This window comes from Streptomyces sp. ADI96-02, assembly GCF_003846185.1.
Classification (GTDB): domain Bacteria; phylum Actinomycetota; class Actinomycetes; order Streptomycetales; family Streptomycetaceae; genus Streptomyces.
Window position 1 is genome coordinate 3758826 of record NZ_ML123034.1, and the last position, 24902, is coordinate 3783727.

General features: G+C 74.1%; 22 protein-coding genes. 12 read left to right on the forward strand and 10 right to left on the reverse strand.

Going from position 1 to position 24902, the window contains the following annotated elements:
- Positions 1-9: 9 nt before the first annotated feature.
- Positions 10-927, reverse strand: coding sequence for a TetR/AcrR family transcriptional regulator (locus tag EES43_RS16545; RefSeq protein ID WP_124269425.1), 918 nt, complete (start codon positions 925-927; stop codon positions 10-12).
- Between the two features lie 102 nt (positions 928-1029).
- Between EES43_RS16545 and EES43_RS16550 the strand changes: the two genes are divergently transcribed.
- Positions 1030-2088: an ATP-binding cassette domain-containing protein gene (locus EES43_RS16550; RefSeq protein ID WP_124269426.1), complete on the forward strand. Its 1059-nt coding sequence runs from the start codon at positions 1030-1032 to the stop codon at positions 2086-2088.
- A complete protein-coding gene (locus tag EES43_RS16555; RefSeq protein ID WP_124269427.1) occupies positions 2085-2939 on the forward strand; it encodes an ABC transporter permease in 855 nt (284 codons plus the stop codon). The genes EES43_RS16550 and EES43_RS16555 overlap by 4 nt, the downstream gene beginning before the upstream one ends.
- Before the next feature lie 79 nt (positions 2940-3018).
- On the opposite strand, the gene EES43_RS16560 is transcribed toward EES43_RS16555, so the two are convergent.
- From EES43_RS16560 to EES43_RS16595, 8 genes are all read right to left on the reverse strand, one after another.
- On the reverse strand, positions 3019-3630 hold the full coding sequence (locus tag EES43_RS16560; protein ID WP_124269428.1) for a Uma2 family endonuclease: 612 nt from the start codon (positions 3628-3630) through the stop codon (positions 3019-3021).
- A 176-nt stretch (positions 3631-3806) separates the two neighbouring features.
- On the reverse strand, positions 3807-4925 hold the full coding sequence (serC, locus tag EES43_RS16565; protein WP_124269429.1) for a phosphoserine transaminase: 1119 nt from the start codon (positions 4923-4925) through the stop codon (positions 3807-3809).
- 120 nt (positions 4926-5045) lie between these two features.
- On the reverse strand, positions 5046-6287 hold the full coding sequence (locus EES43_RS16570; protein WP_124269430.1) for a cytochrome P450 family protein: 1242 nt from the start codon (positions 6285-6287) through the stop codon (positions 5046-5048).
- Positions 6284-7546, reverse strand: a complete 1263-nt coding sequence (locus EES43_RS16575) for a cytochrome P450 (protein WP_124269431.1) — start codon at positions 7544-7546, stop codon at positions 6284-6286. The genes EES43_RS16570 and EES43_RS16575 overlap by 4 nt, the downstream gene beginning before the upstream one ends.
- Complete coding sequence (locus EES43_RS16580) at positions 7543-8181, reverse strand: GTP-binding protein (protein WP_124269432.1); 639 nt, start codon at positions 8179-8181, stop codon at positions 7543-7545. The genes EES43_RS16575 and EES43_RS16580 overlap by 4 nt, the downstream gene beginning before the upstream one ends.
- Positions 8162-8533 carry a DUF742 domain-containing protein gene (locus tag EES43_RS16585; protein WP_124269433.1) on the reverse strand — a complete coding sequence of 124 codons (372 nt, stop codon included), beginning with the start codon at positions 8531-8533 and terminating at the stop codon, positions 8162-8164. Before EES43_RS16585 ends, EES43_RS16580 begins: the two co-directional genes overlap by 20 nt.
- Positions 8530-8967 carry a roadblock/LC7 domain-containing protein gene (locus EES43_RS16590; protein ID WP_124269434.1) on the reverse strand — a complete coding sequence of 146 codons (438 nt, stop codon included), beginning with the start codon at positions 8965-8967 and terminating at the stop codon, positions 8530-8532. Before EES43_RS16590 ends, EES43_RS16585 begins: the two co-directional genes overlap by 4 nt.
- The gene (locus tag EES43_RS16595; RefSeq protein WP_124269435.1) at positions 8964-10493 is read right to left on the reverse strand and encodes a sensor histidine kinase; all 1530 of its coding nucleotides are present in this window, start codon (positions 10491-10493) and stop codon (positions 8964-8966) included. The genes EES43_RS16590 and EES43_RS16595 overlap by 4 nt, the downstream gene beginning before the upstream one ends.
- A 391-nt stretch (positions 10494-10884) precedes the next feature.
- Between EES43_RS16595 and EES43_RS16600 the strand changes: the two genes are divergently transcribed.
- Complete coding sequence (locus EES43_RS16600) at positions 10885-13605, forward strand: FAD-binding and (Fe-S)-binding domain-containing protein (RefSeq protein ID WP_241192667.1); 2721 nt, start codon at positions 10885-10887, stop codon at positions 13603-13605.
- Here EES43_RS16600 and EES43_RS16605 read toward each other — a convergent pair.
- The gene (locus tag EES43_RS16605) at positions 13586-14470 is read right to left on the reverse strand and encodes a LysR family transcriptional regulator (protein WP_124269437.1); all 885 of its coding nucleotides are present in this window, start codon (positions 14468-14470) and stop codon (positions 13586-13588) included. The two genes, EES43_RS16600 and EES43_RS16605, sit on opposite strands and share 20 nt — an antisense overlap.
- 170 nt (positions 14471-14640) lie before the next feature.
- On the opposite strand from EES43_RS16605, the gene EES43_RS16610 reads away from it, so the two are divergent.
- The 9 genes from EES43_RS16610 to EES43_RS16650 all read left to right on the forward strand — a co-directional run bounded on the left by EES43_RS16610 (position 14641) and on the right by EES43_RS16650 (position 24839).
- Positions 14641-15639, forward strand: a complete 999-nt coding sequence (locus EES43_RS16610; protein ID WP_124269438.1) for an EamA family transporter — start codon at positions 14641-14643, stop codon at positions 15637-15639.
- Positions 15640-15833: 194 nt separating this feature from the next.
- A complete protein-coding gene (locus tag EES43_RS16615) occupies positions 15834-16055 on the forward strand; it encodes a mersacidin/lichenicidin family type 2 lantibiotic (protein ID WP_006126649.1) in 222 nt (73 codons plus the stop codon).
- A 25-nt stretch (positions 16056-16080) separates the two neighbouring features.
- Positions 16081-16323, forward strand: a complete 243-nt coding sequence (locus tag EES43_RS16620; RefSeq protein ID WP_124269439.1) for a mersacidin/lichenicidin family type 2 lantibiotic — start codon at positions 16081-16083, stop codon at positions 16321-16323.
- An 89-nt stretch (positions 16324-16412) separates the two neighbouring features.
- Positions 16413-19727, forward strand: coding sequence for a type 2 lanthipeptide synthetase LanM family protein (locus tag EES43_RS16625; RefSeq protein WP_241192457.1), 3315 nt, complete (start codon positions 16413-16415; stop codon positions 19725-19727).
- The gene (locus EES43_RS16630) at positions 19724-20233 is read left to right on the forward strand and encodes a hypothetical protein (protein ID WP_124269440.1); all 510 of its coding nucleotides are present in this window, start codon (positions 19724-19726) and stop codon (positions 20231-20233) included. The genes EES43_RS16625 and EES43_RS16630 overlap by 4 nt, the downstream gene beginning before the upstream one ends.
- Positions 20230-22377: a peptidase domain-containing ABC transporter gene (locus EES43_RS16635; protein WP_241192458.1), complete on the forward strand. Its 2148-nt coding sequence runs from the start codon at positions 20230-20232 to the stop codon at positions 22375-22377. Before EES43_RS16630 ends, EES43_RS16635 begins: the two co-directional genes overlap by 4 nt.
- Positions 22378-22429: 52 nt before the next feature.
- Entirely contained in the window at positions 22430-23014 is a 585-nt protein-coding gene (locus EES43_RS16640; protein WP_241192459.1) for a multidrug transporter, read from the forward strand.
- Positions 23011-23961 carry an ABC transporter ATP-binding protein gene (locus EES43_RS16645; RefSeq protein ID WP_124269441.1) on the forward strand — a complete coding sequence of 317 codons (951 nt, stop codon included), beginning with the start codon at positions 23011-23013 and terminating at the stop codon, positions 23959-23961. The genes EES43_RS16640 and EES43_RS16645 overlap by 4 nt, the downstream gene beginning before the upstream one ends.
- Positions 23961-24839, forward strand: a complete 879-nt coding sequence (locus EES43_RS16650) for an ABC transporter permease subunit (protein WP_241192669.1) — start codon at positions 23961-23963, stop codon at positions 24837-24839. Before EES43_RS16645 ends, EES43_RS16650 begins: the two co-directional genes overlap by 1 nt.
- Positions 24840-24902 lie beyond the last annotated feature (63 nt).

A 24902-nucleotide genomic window follows, 5' to 3' on the forward strand; every position in this document is an offset into this window, starting at 1 on the left:
GGGCGCGCGTCAGGCTCCCGCCTCCGGTCGTCCGGGCCGTACCGCCGCCCCCGTGCGCTCCGCCGCGCCCGCACGTTCAGCCGCGCCCACGCGTCCAGCCGCCCCCGTGCGCTCCGCCGCCCCCGTGCGTCCAGCCGCGCCCGTGCGCTCCGCCACCAGGGCCTCGAATCCGGCGACGAGCCGTTGGAGCCCGAACTCGAAGTGGTCGAAGGCGGCGCTGAAGGTGTCCTCCGCCATGCCCGCCATCCGCGGGTACGCGCCGCTGAGCATGGCCCGCTCCAGGTAGGGCTGTTGGCGCGCCCAGAACTCCTCGTCGCTCAGCCCGGTCTGCCGGACCGCCTCCGCCGCGTCGCTCTGGGTGCGGGCCAGGCCCTCGACGAAGCTGTTGACCGTGATGATCACGCCGACCAGCTCGGGATCGCGCAGTCCCATGGAACGCAGCCCGGTCAGGGCGAGTTCGAGCCCGCGCAGCGCGCTGGGGCCGAGCACCGTACGGGCCTGGTTGATCTTGAGCAGCCAGGGGTGGGCGCGGAGGTTGGCCAGGTAGGAGCGGGCCATCGTCTCGACGGCCGCCCGCCAGTCGTCGGGCACGGGGTCGGCATCGCCGGTCAGCGGTTCGCCCAGGACGCGGTCGAGCATCAGGTCCAGGAGTTCGGCCTTGCCGGGCACGTAGCGGTACAGGGACATCGTGCCCGTGCCCAGCTCGGTGGAGAGCCTGCGCATGGAGAGGGCGGTCAGCCCCTCCGCGTCCGCGACGGCTATCGCGACGGTGACGATCCGGTCCAGGGTGAGGCCGGGCCGGGGGCCGCGGGCCGGGCGTTCGCCGGTGCCCCACAGGAGCTCCAGGCTGCGCGCGATGTCGCCGCTCCCGGTGGTCGTGCCGTCCGCCGCCGCTGCCGGTCGTGATGCCGGTCCGTCTTTCGCCATGGGCCAAGAGTAATGCGCCGCAGCGCCTGTGGGTACACCGTACTCTGATTGGGGTACGGTGTACCCAATTGAAGTGCCGTCGGGGAATCAGGGGGTTGTGCCATGTCCGTTTCCGGATACGCGGTGCTCGCCGAGGGCGTCGTGAAGCGGTACCGGGAGAAGGGCGGAGGGGAGAAGCGGGCGCTCGACGGTTTCGATCTCGCCGTCCGGCCCGGTTCCGTCCACGGGCTGCTCGGCCCGAACGGAGCGGGGAAGACCACGGCGGTGCGGGTGCTCGCGACCCTGCTGCGGTTCGACGGCGGCCGGGCCGAGGTGGCCGGGCTCGACGTGGGACGGGAAGCGCGCCGGGTGCGCGGAAGGATCGGCCTCACCGGTCAGTACGCCGCCGTCGACGAGGTGCTGACGGGGCGGCAGAACCTGGAGATGTTCGGCCGCCTCTTCCACCTGGGCGGTCGCCGGGCCCGGCAGCGCGCCGGGGAGCTGCTGGAGCGGTTCGACCTGGTGGAAGCCGCCGACCGGGGCGCGGGGGAGTACAGCGGCGGCATGCGCCGCCGCCTCGACCTGGCCGCCTCGATGGTCCTCTCGCCGGACGTCCTCTTCCTCGACGAGCCGACGACCGGGCTCGACCCGCGCGGCCGGGGCGAGGTGTGGAACGCGGTCCGGGCGCTGGTCGCGGGCGGCACCACGGTGCTGCTGACCACGCAGTACCTGGACGAGGCCGATCGGCTCGCCTCGCACATCACCGTCATCGACCGGGGCCGGGCCATCGCGGACGACACCCCGGACGGGCTGAAGAACCGCGTCGGCGGCGACCGGATCGAGGTCGTCGTCGCCGACGCGGGCGACCTGCCGGACGCCGTCCGGGCGGTCGAGCGGGTGGCGGCCGGCGGGCTCGTCGTCACGGACGCCGCCGCCCGCCGGGCGCACGCGCAGGTCGCCGACCGGGTGGCCGCGCTGACCGAGGTGGCCCGCGCGCTCCAGGACGACGGGATCGCGGTGGAGGACATCGGGCTGCGCAGGCCCAGCCTGGACGACGTCTTCCTCCGGCTGACCGGACACGGCACGGAGACCACCGGCACGGAGACCACCGGCACGGAGACCACCGGCACGGAGACCACCGGCACGGAGACCCACGACGACGCATCGGAGGCGGCGGCATGACCGCGCTCGACACGACCACGCTCGCCCCCGACCCCCGCCGGCTCGACGCCGTACCGGAGCGCGGCCGGCTCTACTGGGCGCTCGCCGACTGCTGGAACGTCACCCGGCGCAGCCTCACCCACTACCGCCGCCAGCCCGTCGCGATCATCTGGCAGCTCGGCTTCCCGATCCTCTCCGTTTTGCTGTACGGGTACGTCTTCGGCAGCGCGATGAAGGTGCCCGGCGGCGGCGACTACCGCGAGTACCTGATGCCCGGCATGTTCGCCACCACCATGACGATGGGCTTCATGAACACCGCGATGGCCGTCGTCACCGACGCGGGCAAGGGCGTCATCGACCGCTTCCGGTCCATGCCGATGGCGCCGTCGGCGTTCGCCTCGGGGCGCGGCACCGCCGATCTCGTGCTCGCCGCAGCCGAGTTGGCGATCCTCGCCGCCACCGCGCTGGCCATCGGCTGGCGCGCCGACGGCGGTGTGGCGGCGGCGGTGGGGGCGTTCGGGCTGCTCCTGCTGCTGCGGTTCAGCCTGATCTGGGTGGGCGTCTGGCTCGGCCTGCTCGTCCCGAACGTGGAGTCGGCCGGCGGCCTGTACGCGGTCGCCTTCCCGGTCACGATGATCTCCAGCACCTTCGTCGCCCCGTCCCTGATGCCGGGCTGGCTGGGCACCCTGGCCGCCTGGAACCCGGTCTCCTCGACCGCGACCGCCGCGCGCGAACTGTTCGGCAACCCGGTCGCCGGGGGCGGCACGTGGGTGGAGGAGCACGCCCTGCTGATGGCCCTGGTCTGGCCGGCGGCCATCACGCTGGTCTTCCTGCCGCTGTCGGTACGGCGCTTCCAGCGCCTCAGCCGCTGAGGGGGGCTCGGGAGGCGGGCTCCGGGGGCGGACGGGGGCGGCCGGGTTTTCCGGGCGGGGAAGGCGGGGCCGTCCCGGGTCAGCGCCTGGGGCGGCCCGCCCGGATCAGCTCGGCGACGTCGAGGCCGACCTCGGCGCCGATGGAGGCGGGCAGCGGAGCCTGCTGGCCCGGAGCGTAGACCTCGCGCCGGTCGTACCCCGCTGCCAGCGGCTCGGTCAGGACGTGGACGCGGCCGTGCCTGCGGTCGACGATGACGTACGCGGGGATCTTGGCGGCGGCGTACGCGGCGACCTTGTTGCGCAGGTCGTTCTGGTAGTTCCCGGAGGTGACCTCCAGGACCAGGCGGAAACAGGCGGGGTCGTAGCAGTTGTTCGCGACCACGTGCTCGTCGAGATCGGCGTCGACGATCGCCAGGTCCGGGATGGCGTAGTCCTCGGGGCCGCCGGGGAGCCAGAGGCCGATGCCCTGGAGGACCTCGGTGTCGCCGTCGTCGAGCCCGGCAGCGATGAAGGGCCGCATCAACTTGGTGAGTGCGCGGGCGTGCGGGCCGTCCGGGGGTGGTGCCACGGTGATGACGCCTCCGATGATCTCGACGCGATGCCCCGGAAGCTGCTCCGTGAGACGGTTGGCCGTTTCCAGCAGCGTTTCCGGCTCATCGTCACAGGGGTGCTCGGCTGCTGCTGCAGACATTGCGGGCCTCCTGGAATGGGCTGGTGTCGAGAACATCATCGTAGGGCGGGAGAGCCGAAGATCGTCTTCTGGCATATGCCGACCCGGTCGGGTGACGCGGAAACGGCCCGGCACACCGCGTGGGTGCCGGGCCGTTTCCGTACAGCCGTGGAGCGTGGAGCGGGACGAGCCGCCGGTTACAGCTTCTCGATCACGTGGTCGACGCAGGCGGTGAGCGCCTGGACGTCCGCCGGGTCGATCGCCGGGAACATCGCTACGCGCAGCTGGTTGCGGCCGAGCTTGCGGTACGGCTCGGTGTCCACGATGCCGTTGGCGCGCAGCACCTTGGCGACGGCCGCCGCGTCGATCTCGTCCGCGAAGTCGATCGTGCCGATGACCTGCGAGCGCTTCGCCGGGTCGGTGACGAACGGGGTCGCGTACGTGGACGCGTCGGCCCAGCCGTAGAGGTGGCCGGAGGAGGCGGCGGTGCGGCCGGTGGTGAAGTCCAGGCCGCCCTGCGTGTTCATCCACTTCAGCTGCTCGTTCAGCAGGAAGAGGGTGGCCAGCGCGGGGGTGTTGTACGTCTGGTTCTTGAGGGAGTTGTCGATCGCCGTGGGCAGCGAGAAGAACTCCGGCACGTGCCGGCCCGAGGCGTGGATCCGTGCGGCGCGCTCCAGGGCGGCGGGCGAGAACACGCCGATCCACAGGCCGCCGTCGGAGGCGAAGGACTTCTGCGGGGCGAAGTAGTAGACGTCCGTCTCGGTGATGTCGACCGGCAGGCCGCCCGCTCCGGAGGTGGCGTCCACCAGGACGAGCGAACCCTCGTCCGCGCCGGCGACGCGCTTGACGGGTGCCGCGACGCCCGTCGAGGTCTCGTTGTGGGTGAAGGCGTAGACGTCGACGCCCGGCTCCGCCCGCGGGTCCGGGTGGGTGCCCGGGTCGGAGGCGATCACGGTGGGGTCGGCCAGCCACGGCGCGAGGAGCGCGGCCTTGGCGAACTTGGAGGAGAACTCGCCGAAGCTCAGGTGCTGCGACTTCGCCTCGATCAGACCGTGCGTCGCGATGTCCCAGAAGGCGGTGGAGCCGCCGTTGCCCAGGACGACCTCGTACCCCTCGGGGAGGGAGAAGAGGCTGCGCACGCCGTCGCGCACCTCGCCGACCAGGTTCTTGACCGGGGCCTGGCGGTGGGACGTGCCGAGGAGGGAGGCGCCGGTGGCGGCCAGCGCGTCGAGCGCCTCCGTCCGCACCTTGGAGGGACCGGCGCCGAAGCGCCCGTCGGCGGGCTTGATGTCAGCGGGAATCTGGATGTCGGCCACGAGTCGGAGCGTAGTCCCTCGACGCCGCGGCTCAGCAACCGTGTCCGTCGGATGAGACGAGCGCTCCGTCATGTGGTCGTCGGACGTTTGTACGGTGTGGGGCGGCCCGGCCGGGCCGGGTCAGGCGTCGTCCGTGCGGTCGTGGCCGGCCGGGCAGCCGAGCCGGACCGGCAGCTCGTAGAGGTCGTTCTGCGTCACGATCGGCTTGTTGCGCAGGTCGTCCGCCGCTACCGCCAGGTCCAGGTCCGGGAACCGCTCGTACAGCGCGGGCAGCGCGATGCCCGCCTCCAGGCGGGACAGTGCCGCGCCGGGGCAGATGTGCGGGCCGTGGCCGAAGGCGATGTGGCGGTTGGGGCTGCGGGCGGCGTCGAACGCGCCGGCCGTCGGGCCGTACTGCCGTTCGTCCCGGCCGAGCGCCCCGAAGGAGACGATCAGGGCCTCGCCCTTCGGCAGGACCCGGTCGCCGACCTCGACGTCCTCGGTGGCGAAGCGGATCAGGACGTGCGAGGTCGGGGTGTTCCAGCGCAGCGTCTCCTCGATGACGCCCTGCCAGGGGATCTCCCCGTTCAGCACCCGCTCGCGCTGCTCGGGGTGGGTCTGGAGGGCCGCGACGACGTTGACGACGAGACTGATCGTCGTCTCGTGCCCGGCGGCGATGATCAGTTGCAGCGTGTTGACGATCTCCTCGTCGGTGAGGTGGTCGCCGTTCTCGGAGGCCGCGATCAGGGCGCTGGTCAGGTCGTCGCCGGGTTCGGCCCGTTTGCCGTCGACGATCTTCGTGAAGAGCGCGCCGAGGTCCGCCATCATCCGCGGGACCTCCGACGGCGGGGTCTGCGTCGAGAAGAACTTCTCGAACAGCTCCTTCAGCCGGGGGTGGTCGGCCGCGTCCACGCCCATCAGCTCGCTGATGACGTTCATCGGCAGCGGGTAGGCGAACTCCGCCTTGAGGTCCACCGGCCGGTCGGCCGGCAGCGCGGCCAGCCGGTCCAGGCCCGCCCGGGTCAGCGCCTCGATGCCCTCCCGCAGCCGCTCGACCCGGCGTACGGTCAGCGCCTGCGCGACCAGGGTGCGCAGCCTGCGGTGGTCCTCGCCGTCGACCGTCAGCATGGAGCGGCCCGGGTTGGCCAGGCCGATCAGCGGCCAGTCGGGCGGGATCTCGCCGCGCTGCCAGGCGTTCCAGACGTTGATGTCCTTGACCACGCGGCTGTCGGTGAGCAGCGCGCGGGCCTCGGCGTGGTGGGTGACGGCGTAGCAGTGCACGCCGCCGGGCAGTTCCACCTCGGCCAGCGGTCCGGCCGCCCGCAGGGCCGCGCTCTCGGCGTCGAGGTCGGTGACGAACGGGTCGAGCGCGATACGGGTCATGACGGGTCTCCGAGGCTTCCGGGTCTTCCGACGGCGGGGGTGGGCGTGAAGACCACCGGCAGGCCGGTCAGTCCGCGCAGCCACGGCGAGGGGCGGCGGGTGAGCCGGTCGGCGGGCACGGCCAGGTCCACGTCCGGCAGCCGGTCCAGGAGCACTTCGATCCCGGTGCGGGCGATGACCTCGGCGGTCTCCTGGGCCGGGAAGGGGCAGCGGTGCTCGCCGTGGCCGAAGGAGAGGAAGGCGTTGTTGCCGCCGGTCAGCGCCGAGGCGTGGGTGCGTATCTGCGGATCGCCGTTGGCGGCGGCGATGCCGAGGATCAGCAGGTCGCCGGCGCGGACGTGGCGTCCGCCGAGGTGGGTGTCGCGGGCGGCCCAGCGGCCGGCCACGTTCTGGGTGGGGGTGTCCTCCCAGAGCACTTCGTTCATCGCCTCGGCGACGCTGTGCCGGCCACCGGAGAGCGAGGCGGCGAACCGGTCGTCGGTGAGCATCAGGCGCAGTGAGTTGCCGATCCAGTCGGCGGTCGGCTGGTGTCCGGCCGCCATCATGACCATGAGGTCCTGGGCGATCTCCTCGTCGGTGAAGCCGCCCTCGGCGGTGAGCATCCGGGTGGCGACGTCGTCGCCCGGCGCGGCGTGCTTGTCGGCGAGCAGCTGGGCCATGGAGGCGGCGAGCCGCCGCTGTCCGGCGAGCGCCCGCTCGCGGCCGTCGACGATGTCGTTGATCGCGCCGACGAGGACGTGGGTCATCGCGTCGTCGAAGCCGTAGATCCGGGCCAGCACGAGGGCGGGGAGCACCTTCGCGTACTCGGCGATGATCTCGGTGGCGCCCTTGGTGCAGAACTGGTCGATCAGCTCGTCCGCGAACTCCTCGGCGTAGCGCTTGAGGGAGAACGGGTCGACGCCCTCCAGCGCGTCGCTGATCATCCTGGCGCGGACGCTGTGGCGTTCGCCGACGGTGTAGAGGATCGAGGGCTGCTTGCGCCCGATCATCGGCAGCAGCGGCCAGTCGTCCGGGATGCGGTCCCACTGGTTCCACAGGTCGGAGTCGCGGCTGAAGAGGGCCGGGTCGCCGGTGACCTGGTGGAGTTCGCGGTAGCCGAGGACCAGCCAGGCGGGCACGTCGCCGTCCAGCACGACGGGGGCCACGGCCCCGTGGTCGCGCCGCAGGTCGCGGTAGTGCCGCACGGGGTCGCTCTGGAAGCGGGGCCCGGACAGCGGGACGGAGCCGTGGGGGACGGGGCAGCCGGAGACGGCGTTCACGGCGCGGGCTCCGGGGTCGGTCGGGCCGAGGCGAGGGCCGCCCGCGGCGACCGGGCGGCGGACAGCTTGTGCAGGTGCTCGACGAGTGTGATGAGCACGTACTTGCTGGAGGACCGGTCGCGGGCGTCGCACTCGACGAGCGGCACGTCGTCCGAGAGGTCCAGGGCCTCGCGGATCTGCTGCTCGGAGTGGAGCGGGCCGCCGAAGTCGTTGCAGGCGACGATGAACGGCGTGCCGTGGTGCTCCAGCCGGTCGATCGCGTACCAGGAGTCGGCGAGCCGCCGGGTGTCGACGAGGACGACCGCGCCGAGCGTGCCGGAGAACAGCCGGTCCCACAGGAACCAGAAGCGCTCCTGGCCGGGAGCGCCGAAGAGGTAGAGCACGGACCGCGCGTCGAGGGTGATGCGGCCGAAGTCGAACGCCACGGTGGTGGACGTCTTGGCCTGGACGCCGTCGAGGTGGTCGACGGCCTCGCCCGCGCGGGTCATGGTCTCCTCCGTGTTGAGCGGACGGATCTCGCTCACGGATCGGACCATGGTGGTCTTGCCGACCCCGAAGCCGCCGACGACAACGATCTTGAGTCCGTTGTCGGCCGTCGCGCTCAGGGCGGCGCGGTCAGAGGTTGCGGAGTCCAACGAGCACCTGTTCCAGGATGTCGGGGTCGGGGAGCCGGTCCGCGACCCGGGCTGTACGGGGGTGGCGGGCGCTGATCCGGCCGGTGTCGAGCAGGTCGCACAGCATGATGCGGACGATGCTGACCGGCAGGCCGAGGGTGGCCGAGATCTCGACGACCGCGGTCGGTCCGGCGCACATCCGCAGGATCGCGACGTGCTCCGACTGCATGCCGGGCGTCGGATCGCATTCGGCGACGACGAGCGTCACCAGGTCGAAGGAGGCGGAGTCGGACCGGCTGCGGCCCCCGGTGAGGGTGTACAGCCGGTCGGGATCGTCGTCGCGGCCCGGACGGGAGCGGGGCGGCGTCGTCATACGGCCGGGGTTTCCGCCGCCGTCGCGGTCGCGGAGGGCGATCGCGGCGGGGCGACGAGGTGTTCGCCGAGCTGTTCGACGAGCTCGCTCATGTTGTGGCCGACCAGGCCGACGTCGGAGTCCTCGTCGGCGACGACGGCCAGGTGCGCGCCCGCGCCCGCCTCGACGATGAACAGCACGCCGCCGTAGAACTCGGCCATCGCGGAGCGTACGCCGCCGGTGCCGTCGCCGAACTCGATGGACGCGCCGTGCGACAGGCTCTGGATTCCGGCGGAGATCGCGGCCAGCTGGTCGGCCTGGTCGACGGACAGCTCGGGCGTGCGGCACAGCTTGAGGCCGTCGCGGGACAGGACGAGCGCGTGCCGGGTGCCGGGCGTGCGGTCGAGCAGCCCCTCCAGCAGCCAGTTGAGCTTCTCGTCGGTGGTCGCGGTCATCGGGTGTTGCCTTCCGGGAGCGGGGTGTTGGCTCGTACGGCCTTGCTGAAGGTGCTGAAGCGGGCTGCCTGGACCTTCGGGTCGGTGGTGGTGCGGCCCGGGTCGGTTTCGGCTCGGCCGGAGGCGGCGTTGCCGGTACGGGACTCGGCGGCGGCCAGGGTCCGGCCGCGGCGGCGCTTGGGCAGGCCGCTCTCGCCGAACGCGGGCACGCCGCCGGTGGCTTCGGAGGCGCTGCCGTCCGGCGCTGTGCCGGCGGAGTCCTGGTGGCCGTCGCCGGGCGCGGGCCGGGACGCCTCGGCGGTCGCGGAGGGCCGCGCGGCCGGTGCGTGGGCGGGCTCGGGCTCGGCGGGGGCGGGCTGCCGCGCGGGGGTCGTGGTGGCCGCCTCGCCCTGCACACGGGTCGCGGCGCGCGAGATGAGGTCCTGCGGGAGCATCATCAGCGCGCCGGTGCCGCCCCGGGCGGACGGCCGGAAGGAGACGGTCAGGCCGTGCTTGCGGGCCAGCCGGCCGACGACGGCGAGGCCGAGCCGGGTGCCGGAGAGGTTGGTGAGGTCCTGGTTCTCGGCGGAGACGGCCTTCTCGGCGCGGCGCAGCTGGACCTCGCTCATGACGAGCCCGCTGTCCTCGACGGTGATGACGATGCCGGCCGGGACCTCCTCCACGTACACGTGGACCTCGGCGGTGGGCGGCGAGAAGTTGGCCGCGTTGTCCAGGAGTTCGGCGAGCGCGTGCATGACGCCCTCGGCCGCGTGGCCCGCGATGGCGACGTCGCTCGTGGAGTGCAGGCGCACCCGCTGGTAGCTGCCGATGCGGCCCATCGCGCCGCGCAGGATCGACTCCATGACGATCGGCTTGGCCCAACGGCGTCCGGAGCGCGCCCCGGTCAGTACGGCGATGGAGTCGGCGAGCCGGCCCGCCTGGGCGGTGCGGTGGTCCAGGTGCAGCAGGTCGCCGAGGACGGACTCGTCCGCGTGCCGGTGCTCCATCTCGCGCAGGTCGGCCAGCATGCTGGTGGCCAGGGCCTGCATGCGGCCGGCGGCGTTGGCGCAGGCGGCGACGGCGGCGGAGCGCTCGGTCTCGGCGCGGGTGGCGCGGGCGGTGAGCCGTTCGACGGCGGCGTTCAGCCGGGCCCGTTCGGCGGCGGCCTCGGCGGTGAGCCGGGTGGACTCGGCGCGGGCCTCGGCCGCGAGCCGCGCGGTCTCGGCGGAGGCGGCGCCCTTGATGCGGGCGGTCTCCGCGGTGAAGCGCTGGGCCTCGGCGGAGGAGGCCGAGACCATGCGGGAGGTCTCGGCGGTGAACCGCTCGGCGTCGGCGGCCCGCCGGGCGCGCAGGGTGCGGGTGGTCCCCAGGGTGTGCGCGGCGACGGCGACGCACACGCTCACCACGACGGCGGCGGCGCCCGCTCCCCAGGCCAGCGGGGTCCTCACCGAGTCGGGGGCCGCGATCACGGCCCACAGGGTCAGGGCGCCGGTGGCGGCTGCCGAGATCAGCAAGGCGAGTGCGGTGGGCCGGAATGAGGGGCGCAATCGGAGTCCTCGGTGGCGGACGGTGCGGGGGCAGGGGCGAATCAGGACAGTCCGTCACGAGAGTGGAAGATCGTGACAACTGGAGCTGATAATTCCTGCTCAAGTCTTGGTCACTATAGGAGAATTGGCGATCAGTTTGGGAAGTTCTGGTGGGCTTTTATGTGTGACTTGCCCGCCTTCATCCGCCCGCATCCCAAGAGTTCACGCGGTTCGACGGCATCCTGACGTCATGGCCGAACACCACCGACCGCGCCCCGGACCGCGTACCGGAAAGCGACCCGCCCCGCGCACCGGGCCTCCCGCCGGACCGGACCCCGCGTTCGTCCCGGCCCTGCGCGCCGCCGTCCGGGGCGAGAGCGATTTCGGGGCCGCCGCGCGGGCCCTGCTGACGATGGACGCCTCCAACTACCGCCGCGTACCGCTCGGCGTCCTCGCCCCGCGCGACGCCGACGACATCGCCGCCGCTCTGGCCGTCTGCCGGGAGCACGGCGTCCCGGTCGTGGCGCGCGGCGGCGGCACGTCCATCGCCGGCCAGGCCACCGGCACCGGCCTGGTCCTCGACCTCACCCGCCACCTGAGCGCGGTCCTCGACCTGGACCCGGCCGCCCGCACCGCCGTGGTCCAGCCCGGCGTGGTCCTGGACGACCTGCGGGCCGCCGCCGCACCGCACGGACTGACCTTCGGCCCGGACCCCTCCACCCACAGCCGCTGCACCCTCGGCGGCATGATCGGCAACAACGCCTGCGGCTCCCACTCGGTCGCGTGGGGCACCACCGCGGACAACGTGACGGCGCTGTCGGTCGTCCGGTACGGGGGCGAGGCGCTGCGCCTGGAACAGGGCGGCGGCGACACCCCGGCGGGCGTGCGCGCCCTCGTGGACGGCAACCTCGCGGCGCTGCGCACCGGTTACCCCGCCCTGCCGCGCCGCATCTCCGGCTACGCGCTGGACGCCCTGCTGCCCGAGCACCCCGGCGGCCCCGACCCGGTGCGGGCCTTCTGCGGCTCCGAGGGCACCCTCGCCGTGGTCACCGAGGCGACCGTGCGCCTGGTCGAGGCCCCGCCCGCCCGCGCCCTGGCCGTCCTCGGATACGCCGACGAGTCCGCCGCCGCCGAAGCCGCCCCCGGCCTCCTCCCGTACGGCCCGCTCACCGTCGAGGGCATGGCCGCCGACCTCGTACGCCAACCGGCCGGGCTGCCGCGCGGGGCCGCCTGGCTCTTCGTCGAGACGGGCGGCCGGACCCCGACGGAGGCGAGGGCGCACGCCGAACGCGTCCTGCGCGCCGCCGACGCCCTGGACGCCGCGGTGGTCACCGACCCGGCCGGGCAGCGGGCCCTGTGGCGGATCCGCGAGGACGCCGCCGGCACCGCGACCCGGATGCCGGACGGCACCGAGGCGTGGCCCGGCTGGGAGGACTGCGCGGTGCCGCCCGCCCGGCTCGGCCGCTACCTCCGCGACTTCCGCGCCCTGCTCGCCGCACACGGCCTGCGCGGCACCCCGTACGGCCACTTCGGCGACGGCTGCATCCACGTGCGCATCGACTTCGACCTGCTGAGCGGCGACGGCGTGGCCCGCTTCCGCCGCTTCTCCGAGGAGCAGGCGGACCTCGTCGTCGCGCACGGCGGTTCGCTCAGCGGCGAGCACGGCGACGGCCAGGCACGGGCGGAGCTGCTGCCGCGCATGTACGGGGACGAACTCGTCGCCCTCTTCGGCCGGTTCAAGGACCTGTGGGACCCGGACGGCGGCCTGAACCCCGGCGTGCTCGCCCGCCCGGCCCGGCTCGACGAGAACCTGCGCTTCGCGGTGCTGCCGCGCCGCCCGGTGGACGCGGCCTTCGGCTATCCGCACGACGGCGGCGACTTCGCGGGCGCGGTCCGCCGCTGCGTCGGCGTCGCCAAGTGCCGTACGACCGAGGCCACCGGAGCCGACGTGATGTGCCCGTCCTTCCGGGCTACCGGCGAGGAGGCCCACTCGACGCGGGGCAGGGCCCGGCTGCTGCACGAGATGCTGGCGGGCGAGATCGTCACGGACGGCTGGCGGAGCGAGGAGGTGCGGGACGCGCTCGACCTCTGCCTGTCCTGCAAGGGGTGCCGGGTCGACTGCCCGGTGGGCGTCGACATGGCCACGTACAAGGCGGAGTTCCTGCACCACCACTACCGGGGACGGCTGCGGCCCGCCGCGCACTACGCGCTGGGCCGACTCCCCCGGTGGCTGCGGCTCGCCGCCCCCTTCGCCCGGCCGCTGAACGCGCTGGCCCGCCTCCGCCCGGTCGCCGCCCTCGCGAAGCGGCTCGCGGGCATCACGCCGGAGCGGACGCTTCCGGTCCTGGCCGCCGAGACGTTCACGCGGTGGCTGCGCCGGCACTCCCGGCGGCCCGCCTCCGCGGGGGTGGTGGCCCTGTGGCCGGACACCTTCACCGAGCATCTGTCGCCCGAGGTCGGCCGGGCGGCGGTCCGGGTGCTGGAGGACGCGACGGGCCGCGCGGTGCGGCCCGCCGGGCCGGGCGTGTGCTGCGGCCTCACCTATGTGTCGACCGGCCAACTGGACGCGGCCCGCGCGGTGATGCGCCGCACCCTGGACCGCGTGCGCCTCCCGGACGGCGGGCCGGTCGTCGTCCTCGAACCGAGCTGCGCCGCCACCCTCCGCACCGACCTGCCCGAACTGCTCCCCGACGACCCGCGCGCCGGGCGGCTCGCCGCCGCCGTCCGGACCCTGGCCCAGTACCTGGAGGAGTACGCCCCCGACTGGTCGCCGCCGCGCGTCGACCGCCCGGCCGCCGGCCAGACGCACTGCCACCAGCACGCGGTGCTCGGGGACGCGGCGGAGCGCCGGCTGCGCGAGCGGATGGGGCTGACCGGCGGACTGAGCGGCGGCTGCTGCGGCCTCGCCGGGAACTTCGGCTTCGAGAAGGGCCACTGGGAGGTGTCGGTCGCCTGCGCCGAGGAGCGGCTGCTGCCCGCCCTGCGGGAGGCCGGGCCCGGGACGGAACTGCTCGCGGACGGCTTCTCCTGCCGCACCCAGATCGAGCAGCTCGCCGGACGGCGGGCCCGGCACCTCGCGGAGGTGATCGCGGAACGGCTGCCGGAGAACGCCGTCACCGACCGCGCGCGATGATCTCGCGGGCCAGGGCGGCCAGCCCCGGCAGCGCCGGATGGCCCGGCCCGTCGCGGCGGGCCAGCAGCACCGGGACGCCCGGGGCGTCGTCCAGCGGCACGTAGGCGACCCCGGCGTGCGGGTGCATGACGGCGGTGGAGGCGGCCGAGATCCCGCTGCCGCGCCCAGCGGCGATGGCGGTCAGCCAGTCGTCGGTGTTGGCGACGGTGAGCGTGGCGGTGGGCCGGGCGTGCGGCGGCCACAGGCCGGGGGTCGTCGTGCCGGAGACGGTGTTCAGGACCACGGGGCCGGCGGCCAGGTCGGCGAGCGAGAGCGACGCGCGGGCCGCCAGCGGGCCGTCCGAGGTCACCGCCGCCACCCTCTTCTCGATGAACAGCACCTCGGTGACCAGGCCCGGCGCGTCCACCGGTCCGCGCAGCAGCGCCGCGTCCACCTCGCCGCGGGTGAGCCCGGCCGTGCGGTCGTCGATCCGCAGGAGTTCCAGCGGGGTGTGCGGGTGGCGCTCCTGCCAGGTGCGCAGCAGCGGTGTGGTGTACGGGCCGAAGGCGGACCAGGCGTGCCCGAGTCGCAGGGGCCACCGGCGCAGCCGCCCGGAGTCCAGCGCCTCGTCGAAGGCGGCGATCGCGAAGGCGGCCTTGTCGCGGAAGGCGACGCCCTCCGGGGTGAGGGCGAGGTGGTGGGTGGAGCGGTCGACGAGCCGGACGCCCAGGCGCCGTTCCAGGGCGGCGAGGGTGCGCGAGACGGCCGGCTGGGTGAGCCGGAGCCGGGCGGCGGCACGGGTGACGTTCAGCTCGTCGGCGACGGCGAGGAAGGCCCGCAGATGGCGCAGCTCGACCGGGCGGCCGGAGGAAGGTCCTGAGGTCATGCACGCGGAGCATAACGGGAGCGCAGTCGGCATTTCACGGAAGGCGCGACGGTCTCTACGGTGAGGAGGGAGGCGTGCGCGGCGGTGCGGCATCGTGAACCTGCCGGTGCGCCGCGCCGTCCCGCCCGCCGCTTCCCCGTCCTGTTCCCCGTCCTGACGAGAGGCCACCCGTGAACGACCAGCACAGCGGCGCGGAACCGGCCGCCGCATCCGTGGCCGTGCCCGAGGCGGCGACGGCGCTCGAAGTCTCCGGCGCGGCCTCCGGCGAGCCGGGTGCGTCCGGCCTCCGGGCCCGCGCCGGACGCCGGGCCGCGCTGGGGCCGGTCGCCCTGGTGGTGGCCGGGGGGCTGTCGGTCCAGTTCGGCTCGGCCGTCGCCGCGCTGCTGATGCCGAAGGCGGGCGCGCTGGGCGTCGTCACGCTGCGGCTGGCGGCGGCGGCGCTGATCCTCCTGGTCGTCTGCCGTCCGAAGCTGCGCGGGCACTCGCGGGCCGACTGGGGCACGGTGGCCGCCTTCGGCGTGGCGATGGGCGGCATGAACACGCTCTTCTACCAGGCGCTGGACCGTATCCCGCTGGGCATCGCCGTCACCCTGGAGGTGCTGGGCCCGCTCGCGCTCTCGGTGTTCGCCTCCCGCCGCCTGGTCAACGTGGTGTGGGCCGGGCTCGCGCTCGTCGGGGTGGTGCTGCTCGGTGGCGGCGGCCTCGACCGCCTCGACCCGGTCGGCGCGGCCTACGCGCTGGGGGCGGGCGCGATGTGGGCCGCGTACATCGTGTTCAGCGCGCGCACCGGCCGCCGCTTCCCGCAGGCGGACGGGCTGGCCCTGGCGATGGCGGTCGCGGCGGTCCTCTCCCTGCCGCTGGGCGTCATCGAGTCCGGGGCGAAGCTGACCGTGCCCTCGACGCTGGCGCTCGGCGCGGCGGTGGCCGTGCTCAGCTCCGTCCTCCCGTACACCCTGGAGCTGATGGCCCTGCGCCGCCTGCCCGCGCCCACCTTCGCCGTGATGATGAGCCTGGAGCCGGCCATCGCGGCCACGGCGGGCTTCCTGATCCTGCATCAGGCGCTGTCCGCGACGGACGCGCTCGCCGTCGCCCTGGTCATCGGGGCGAGCATGGGCGCGGTCCGCAGCCGGTCGGGCCGCCGCAGCCGGTCGGGCCGCCGCCGGGAGTGAGCGGACCGCCGCCGCGCCTTTGACCGGAGCCGTTCCGCGCAGCCGCGCGGGGCGGCTCTCCGGCGTATGCGCGGCCTGTGCGCACAGCGCCGCCCGCGCGGTATCCCCGCTCCATGCCGGCCGCTGAGGATGGCACCCGGAACCCGGCCCCACCGGCCGGATTCCCATCCCCAGCGAGAGGAGGTGACAGACAAATGAACCTTGTTCGCGCATGGAAGGACCCGGAGTACCGGGCGACCCTCAGCGAGGCTCCCGCCAACCCGGCCGGTCTCGTCGAGCTGGCCGACGATCAACTCGACGGCGTCGCGGGCGGAACCACGTGGGCGTGCGCCACGGTCACGCTGACCGTCACGGTGTGCTCCCCGACCGGGACGCTCTGCGGCAGTTGCAGCATGGGCACGCGCGGCTGTTGTTGAGCCTGCCGGATACGTACGAGGAGTGATGTTCGTGGACATAGTCCGGTCCTGGAAGGACGCCGACTACCGGTTGTCCCTCGGGAGTGAGGCCCCCGCCCATCCGTCGGGCGAGGGTCTCACCGCAATCACCGACGAGGAGCTGACCGAGATCAACGGAGCGGGCTCCGGGGTTCTCGGCACTCTCGGGTGCTGCTCGTGCCTGCCGTGGTACTCGGGCTGGACCGTTTGCGGTCTCGCCTGCGACCCCGGCAAGCCCTGCAAGAACTAGCAGCGTACCGAAGAAACGGCGTGACCGGCAGGGGCGGGCGTCCGCGCGCCCCCGCCGGTCATGTTCATGCCCCAAGAAGGAAGAGCGGAATGCCTGACGACGCAAGCGAGCACCCCACCGTCCGGCCGGACGGGGTCCACCTCCCGTGGCACCGAGCCGCCACGCTGAGCGAGAGGCTCGGCGGGACTCCGTCGCGGTCCGACCCGGTGCGGGGCGAGAAGCGCCTGGCCATGTGGCGGGAACTGGCACCGCTGACCGGCGAGCGCGCCACCCTGGACGCACGGCTGGCACCGCTGGGCGTCGACGCCGCCGAACTGACCGCCCTGCTCGGCGAGAGCGACGACTCCCTCGCCGCCCGCACGGCCGACGAACCCGACTGGCACCGCACGTTCCGCCGCTGGTGGGCCGAGGGCATGGCCACGACGGACGCCGCCCGCCGCCTCGACCCCGACATGGGCCTCCTGGAAGTGATCCGCCCCCTCGTCGAGGGCGCCGTCCACGAACTGGACGCGCTCGTCGAGGAACGCGTACGGGCCAGTGACGACCCCGTCATGGCCGACCCCGGACACATCCTCGACGTGGTCCGCGCGACAGCCCCGGCCGCCGACCTGCTCGGCCACGTGCAGCGCACGCTGGTCCTCGAACTCAACATCGCCCGCGTCGAGGAGCGCCTCGGCGGCGAGACCCCCGAGGAGCGCTTCTCCTCCTACGTCGAGCTGCTGCGGTCACAGGGCAACGCCCTCGCCCTGTGGGACGAGTACCCGGTCCTGGCCCGGCTGGTGGTGAACCAGCTCCGCTTCTGGATCGACACGCGGGTCGAGCTGATCGACGCCCTCGTCGCCGACCTGCCCGCGCTGCGCGGCGGCCTGCTCCCCTCCCCCGGACCCCGGCGGCTCGAACGCCTGGAGTTCGGCGCGGGCGACAAGCACCGGCGCGGCCGGTCCGTCGCCATGGTCGAGTTCGACACCGGCACCCTGGTCTTCAAACCCCGCTCGCTGGCCATGGACACCGCGTTCGACGGGCTCCTGGCCTGGGTCAACCGGCAGCAGCCCCCGCACGACCTGGCCCGGATCGGCGTCCTGGAGCGCGGCGGCCACGGATGGGTCGAACAGGTCGACACCACCGCGACCACCGACGCCGCCGGCGGCGACCGCTACGCGTGGCGGCTGGGCGCGCTGACCTCGCTGCTCTACCTCCTGCACGCCACGGACTTCCACTTCGAGAACGTGCTGGCCGCCGGCGAGCACCCGGTCCTCGTCGACCTGGAGGCGCTGCTGCACAACGACAAGACCGCCGCCGTCGTCAAGATCGACGGGGAGACGGACATCGCGGCGGTCACCCTCGCCGACTCCGTCCAGTCGGTGGGCATCCTGCCCAACCACCTGCTGGTGCGCGGCGAGGACGGCACCTTCGGCCTGGACGTCAGCGGACTGGCCGGACACGGCGGCCAGCTCACCCCCATGCCGGTGCCGACCTGGGAGGACAGCGGCACCGACCGCATGCGGCTGGTCAAGCGCCGGATGGAGATGGACGCCGAGCGCAACCACCCGATGACCGCCGACGGCGAACCGATCGACCTGGTCGGCCGGGTCGACGCGTTCGTCGACGGGTTCACCCACGTCTACCGGCTGCTGGAGGCGGGCCGGGACGAACTGCTCGACCCGGCGGGCCCGCTGGCCGCCTTCGGCTCCGTGCGGACCCGGCTCATCGCCCGGCCCACGCACATCTACGGCCGCCTGCTGCTGGAGAGCACCCACCCCGACTTCCTGCGCGACGGACTCGACCACGCCCGCTCCCTCGCCCGGCTGGCCGGCGGCCACGTCGAGATGCCGGAGTCGCGCGAGGCGATGGTCCAGGACGAGGTCGCCGAGCTGACGCTCGGAGACATCCCCATGTTCACCGTCGACGCGGAGTCCGGGACCCTGCGCGGCGGATTCGACGGCCGGCCGATCGGCACCCGCTACCCGCCGCTCGCCGCCGTACGGGAACGCCTCGCCGCCCTCGGGGACGCCGACCTCGCCTTCCAGGAGCGCGTCATCCGCTCGTGCGTCGCCGCCACCGCCATGGGCGACAGCGACGCGCGCTGGCCCAACTGGCACCGACCCCGCCTGGACGGCGCCGCCGACCCGGGCGACTTCGCCGAGGAGGCCCTGCGGCTGGCCCGCCGGCTCGGCGACCTGTGCGTCCGCGACGAACACGGGCTCGGCTGGATCGGACTGGACCTGGTCGACGAGAAGTACTGGCAGTACGCGCCCGCTCCGATCGGCCTCTACACCGGAACGGCCGGCATCGCGCACGCCCTGGACGCCGTCGCCGCCGTCACCGGTGACGAGGCGACCGGCGAGCTGGCGCGGGCCGCCTTCGACCAGGTGGCGAAGCGCTCGGTGCTCATCGCCGAGACGCTGGCGTCCCTGGCGAAGAAGCCGGGAGCCGCCGAGTTCGGCATCGGCGCGTTCGGCCCGTTCGGCGGCGCGGTGTACGCCCTGGCGCACGCCGCCGTACGCCACGACCGCCCCGACTACGCCGAGGCGGCCGCCGCCCTGCTGCCCGCCATCGACGAACTCGTCGAGGAGGACCCGCTCCTGGACGTCGTCTCCGGCTCGGCGGGCGCGATCCTCGCCCTCCTCGCGCTGGAGAAGGCCCGGCCCGCCGCCGGAGCGGCCCGGATCGCGGCGCGCTGCGCCGAGCGCCTGCTCGCCACCCGGCAGGAGTGCGCCGAGGGCTGGGGCTGGGCCACCCCCATCAACCCCGAGGCGCCGCTGGCCGGGTTCTCGCACGGGGCCTCCGGCATCGCGTACGCGCTCGCCCGGCTCGACGCCGTCGCCCCGCGCCCGGAGTACGGCGAGGCCGTCCGGAACGCGCTGCGGTACGAGCGGACCGTCTTCGACCCGGAGCTGCGCACCTGGCGCGACCTGCGCCCCGCCAACCTCGGCGGACGCACCGTCATGAACGCCTGGTGCCACGGGGCCCCGGGCATCGCGCTGGCCCGCGACGCGTTCCAGGGGCTCGGGACCGCCGCCGACCTGGCCGACCTGGTCGAGAGCGACCGGCACACCGCCGTCCTCGCCGCCGTCTCGACGGGCCTCGACCTCGACCCGGTGTCCGGGCTGGGCAACCACAGCCTGTGCCACGGGGACGTGGGCAACCTGCTCATCATCGAGGCGAGCGCGCGAGCCGACCGGGAACCCGAGGTCGCCGGCCTGCTGCCCCGGGTGTGGAACACGCTCCTGCACGAGGGCCGGGAGAACGGGTGGCTGTGCGGCGTCCCGAAGGGGGTGGAGACGCCCGGCCTGATGACCGGGCTGGCCGGCATCGCCTGGGGGCTGGCGCGCAAGGCCGCCCCCGAGCGGGTGCCGGACCTGCTGACCCTGGCCGCCCCCGCCGGGCCGGGAGGGACGCCGTGACCGGCGGGCCCGCGCCGGCGGCCCCGCCGGACGGCGCGCTCGCGGACGGCGTCTACCGGCCGAGCATGGTGGCGGCCTACCGCGCCAACCCGCGCGGCGCGGCCCGTACCGGCTTCCACCCCGAACGGATGCGCCCGCGCTGGCGGTGGGCCCTGGCCGGGGCCCTGCTGCTCGCCGCCACGGTGGCGGCGGGCCTCGTGGTGCGGGTGCCGGTCGGGCCGACCGGCACCCTGGCCGGGGCCGACGGACGCCGGGGCGTGCTCGCCTTCCCCGGCTTCAGCCCGCCGGCCAAGGGCAGCGACGTCCTGCTGCGCGTCGACGGCCGGGCCCTGGAGGGCCGGGTCGAGGACTTCCGGGCCGGGCAGGGCGGAGCCCGGGTCACCATGCTGCTCGTCGAACTCCCCGACGGCGTCGCCGACGGGCTGGAGGAGGGCGCGAGCGTCGTCCTCGACCAGGGCACCCGCCCGCTGCTCATGGACATCTGGGACGGAAGGGGCGACCAGTGACCGCGACGCGCCGCAGGGTGCCCGTACGGCTCCAGTCCAGCTCGGTCGAGTGCGGCGTCGCCGCGCTCGCCATGGTGCTCGGCCACCACGGACGCGCCACTCCCGTCGCGGAGCTGCGGGACCGGATGGTGCTCTCCCGCGACGGGGCGAGCGCGGCGGCCATCGCCCGCCAGGCGCGTGAACTGGGCATGAGGGTGCGGGCCTTCCGCGCGGAGCCGGAGGCCCTGCGGGGGCTCGCCCTGCCGCTGATCGCGCACTGGGGCATGAACCACTTCGTCGTCATCGAGCGCTTCACCCGCCGAGGCGTCGACATCGTCGACCCGGCGTCCGGGCGGCGGCGCATCACGTACGCGGAGCTGGACACGTCCTTCACCGGGGTGGCGCTGGAGCTGGAGCCGACCGACGACCTCGAACGCCGCGACGCCGTCGAGGCGGGGCTGTGGTCCTTCGTCCGGCCCTTCCTGCCCCGTTCCGTCTCCGTCGTCTCCGCCGTCATCGGGGCCTCGGCCGCGCTCACGCTCCTCGGACTGCTCCCGGCCTTCCTGACGGCGTACGTCGTCGACCGCGTCCTGCCCGGCCGCAGCGAGGGCACCCTGCTGATCCTGGCGGCGGGCCTCGTCGCGTACACCGTGAGCCACGCCCTGACGACGCTGGCGCGGGCCGAGCTGCTGCTGTGGCTCCAGACCCGCATGGACTGGTCGATGATGGGCACGTTCCTGCGCCATCTGATGTCCCTGCCGTACAAGTTCTTCCAACTGCGCACCGGGGGCGACCTGCTCGTACGGGTGTCGAGCATGACGTACGTCCGCGACGCCGTCTCCAGCCAGCTCCTCGCGGTCCTCCTCGACGTCGCCCTGCTGGGCGTCTACCTCGTGGTGATCGGCTTCACGTCGATGCTCTTCGTCGGGGCGATCCTCGCCGTGGCGGCCGTCCAGCTCGCCGTCATGTTCGCCTCCGCGCGGACCGCGCAGCGGCTGACCGAACGCGAACTCCAGGCGCTCGGCGAGGCGCAGAGCACGCTCCTGGAGGCGGTGACCGGTGCCGAGACGGTCAAGTCGGCCGGCGCGGAGCACGTGGTGGTGCGCCGGTGGTCGGAGAAGTTCACCGAGCAGTTGGAGTCCTCCGTACGCCGGAGCAGACTGGACAACGCGATCGACGGCGTCCTCGGCATGCTGAGCACCGCCTCGCCGCTGCTCATGCTGGTGCTCGGCGCGTACCTCGTGTTCAGCGACGCCCTGTCGCTGGGGACGATGCTCGCGCTCATCGCACTGGCCGGGGCCGCGCTCGCACCGGTCGCCCAACTCGGGCGCGGGATCAAGACGTTCCAGACCATCCGGGTCCACCTCGACCGGCTGCGCGACGTGATCGACGAGCCGCCGGAGTCCCTGGGCCAGGGGGAGGGGAAGGCGGACCTGAGCGAGCCGATCACCCTGAGCGACGTCAGCTTCCGCTACTCCGGGGACGGGCCGGAGGCGCTGTCGGGCATCTCCCTCACCGTCCGTCCGGGCGAGAAGATCGCCATCGTCGGCGCGAGCGGTTCGGGGAAGTCGACCCTGGCCCGCCTCATCCTCGGCCTCTACGACCCGACCGAGGGGGAGATCACCTACGGCTCCACGCCGTTGACCGAACTGGACCTCGGCCACCTGCGCCGCCAGTGCGGTGTGGTCACCCAGGACGCGGACATCTTCAGCGGCTCGGTGCTGACCAACATCGCGCTGGTCGTGCCCGACGCCACCCTGGACGAGGTCGTGGCGGCGGCCCGCCTCGCCGCGGTCCACGACGACATCACCCGTATGCCGATGGGGTACGAGACGATCCTCGGCGAGGGCGGCAACGGCCTCTCCGGAGGGCAGCGGCAGCGCGTGGCGCTGGCCCGCGCCGTCGTGCACCGGCCGAGGGTCCTGCTGCTGGACGAGGCCACCAGCCACCTCGACGCGACCACCGAGGCGGTGGTGCACGCGAACCTGTCGGAGCTCGACTGCACCCGCATCGTCATCGCCCACCGGCTGAGCACCGTGCGCGACGCCGACCGCATCCTGGTGATCGACCGCGGTCGGATCGTCGAGGACGGCGACCACGGGCAACTCGTCGCGCGCGGCGGCGCGTACGCGGCCCTCGTCGGACAGCAACTGGTCCATGACTGACGGATCGCCGCCAACGGCCCCGCGTTCCGGCGCGGGCCGGGATGCTGGGAGCGTGACCTCGACGACGCGGACCCGGGCGGCGCTCCTGAAGCGGCTGCGCACGCTGACCCTCCTGGAGGCGGCGAACATCGCCCTGATCGGCTGGGCGGTGTTCGCGGCCCTCGGCGCGCCCTTCAGCCCGGCGAACGCCGCCGGTTACGGACTGGTCGCCGTACTCCTGATCGTCGGCTCGGCGTACTGGGCGCTGAAGCTGCGCCAACTGCGCACCGGGGCGCGCAAGCCGCCCCTGATCGGGCTGTTCTGGTGGCTCCGGCCGCTGTGCGCCCTCGCCCTGGCGGCCGGCCTCGCGGTCCTCGCCGTCGCGGCGCCGGGCCGTCCGCCGTCCGCATGGGTCCCCGGCCTGGTGCTGTACGGGCTGGCCCTGGCGGAGTACGTCAACTACTTCCACCGGCAGCTGATGCACGACACCCGGGCGGACTGGCGCAGGCTGCTGCGCACCCGCCGCCCGCGCAGGTCGCATCTCGCGGAGGACCTGCGCACACACCGCGATGACCGTGTACGAACCAGCGGCCCCCACGGCCGTGCCCGGCGGCGTCCGGCACGGCAGCCGCGCGAGACCGAGGAACGGTGTTCATGACCCCACCGGAAGCGAAGGGGGCGTCGGCCCCGGCCGGCGGCCTGCCCATCGAGATCGCCGCCCTGTCGAAGCGGTACCGCGACACCTGGGCGGTGGAGGACCTGTCCTTCACGGTCGCGCCGGGACGCGTCACCGGCTTCCTCGGCCCGAACGGGGCCGGCAAGACGACGACGCTCCGCATGCTCCTCGGCCTCACCGCCCCGACGTCCGGGACCGCGACCGTCGGCGGACGGCGCTACCGCGACCTGGCGCAGCCGCTCGCAACCGTCGGGGCGATGCTCGACGAGTCCGGCGCGCACCGCAGGCGTACGGGCCGCGACCACCTGCGCGTGCAGTGCGCGGCGACGGGACTTCCGGCCCGGCGGGCCGACGAGGTGCTCGACCGCGTCGGCCTCCTCCGGGCGGGGAGGAAACGCTACGAGGAGTACTCGCTGGGCATGCGGCAACGGCTCAACCTGGCCCAGGCGCTGCTCGGCGATCCGCCCGTCCTGGTCCTCGACGAACCGGCCAACGGCCTCGATCCGGAGGGCATCGCCTGGATGCGCGCCCTGCTGCGGAACCTGGCCGCCGAGGGCCGCACGGTGCTCGTCTCCAGCCACCTCATCTCCGAGGTCGAGCAGACGGCCGACGACCTCGTGATCATCAGCCGGGGACGGCTGGTCGCGGAGGGGTCGAGCCGCGAGATCGCCGGGCGGGTACGGGGCGAGGCCCGGGTGCGGGTGCGCTCCTCCCGGCCCGCGGAGCTGGCGGCGGCGCTCGCGGCGGCGGGAGCGACGGTGTCCCCGCCCGCCGGGGACGGCCTCCTGATCGTGGGCGGCCTCGGGACGGCCGCGGTGGCCGCCGTCGCCGCCGGACACGGCGGGGAACTGTACGAACTGGCCGAGGAAGCCCCCGATCTGGAGCAGGCGTTCCTGCGGCTGACGCAGGGGAAGGCGGAGATCCGGTGATGGGACTGATCGGCAGCGAACTGCTCAAGGTCCGTACGCTGCGCACCTGGTGGATCGCCGGGCTCTGCATGGCCGTGGCGGCGGTTCTGCCGGCGCTGTGGAACAGCTGGCAGGCCCACACCTTCATGCAGCCCTTCGAGGATTACCTGGCGGGCGCGGTCCTGACCCCCCGCGAGGACATGTCGGCCGAGCAGGTCGGTGCGATGCGCGACCTCTGGGAGAGGCAGAGCGCTCCCGACCGCATCGCCGCCGCTCTCTACACCTCCGGGCAGACCGCCGGGCTGCTGCTGGCGGGCGTGCTGGGCGTCCTGCTGGTGACGAACGAGTACCAGTACCGGACCCTGACGGCCACATTCCTGGCCGTGCCCCGCCGGGGCCGCGTGATCGCGGCCAAGCTCGTCGCGGTGCTGGTCTGCTGCGCCGGGCTGTGGCTGGTGGCGACGGCGGGCGGGCTCGTCGTCGGCGGCGTCTTCCTCGCCTCCCAGGGCGCCGGTCCCGGGCTGGGCGACGGCGACGTGGCCGGCGCGGTCCTGCTGAACCTGGCCGCCTACCTGGTGTGGGGCGTGTTCGGCTTCGGGCTGGGGGCGCTCATCCGCAGCCAGACCGCCGCGACCGTCACCGCCGCCGTGCTGTACTTCCTGTCCTCGGTCGTCGTGGCCTTCGCGTTCCAGGCCGTCCACGACCTCGTCCTCGAAGAGGACTGGGTGCTCCAGGCGCAGGTGCTGCTGCCCGGCGTCGCGTCCCAGATCATGACCACGCCCGGCGAACTGTTCTCCGGGGCCCCGGCCGCGTGGACGGGGGCCGTGGTGCTCGTCGCCTACGGCCTGCTCGGCGGCCTCACCGGGACGCTGCTCCTGCGGCGGCGGGACGTGACCTGAGCCCGGTGCTCCCTCGGCGGTCGGCGCGGTCCGGCGGCCCCGCGGCCCGGAACCGTGCCGACG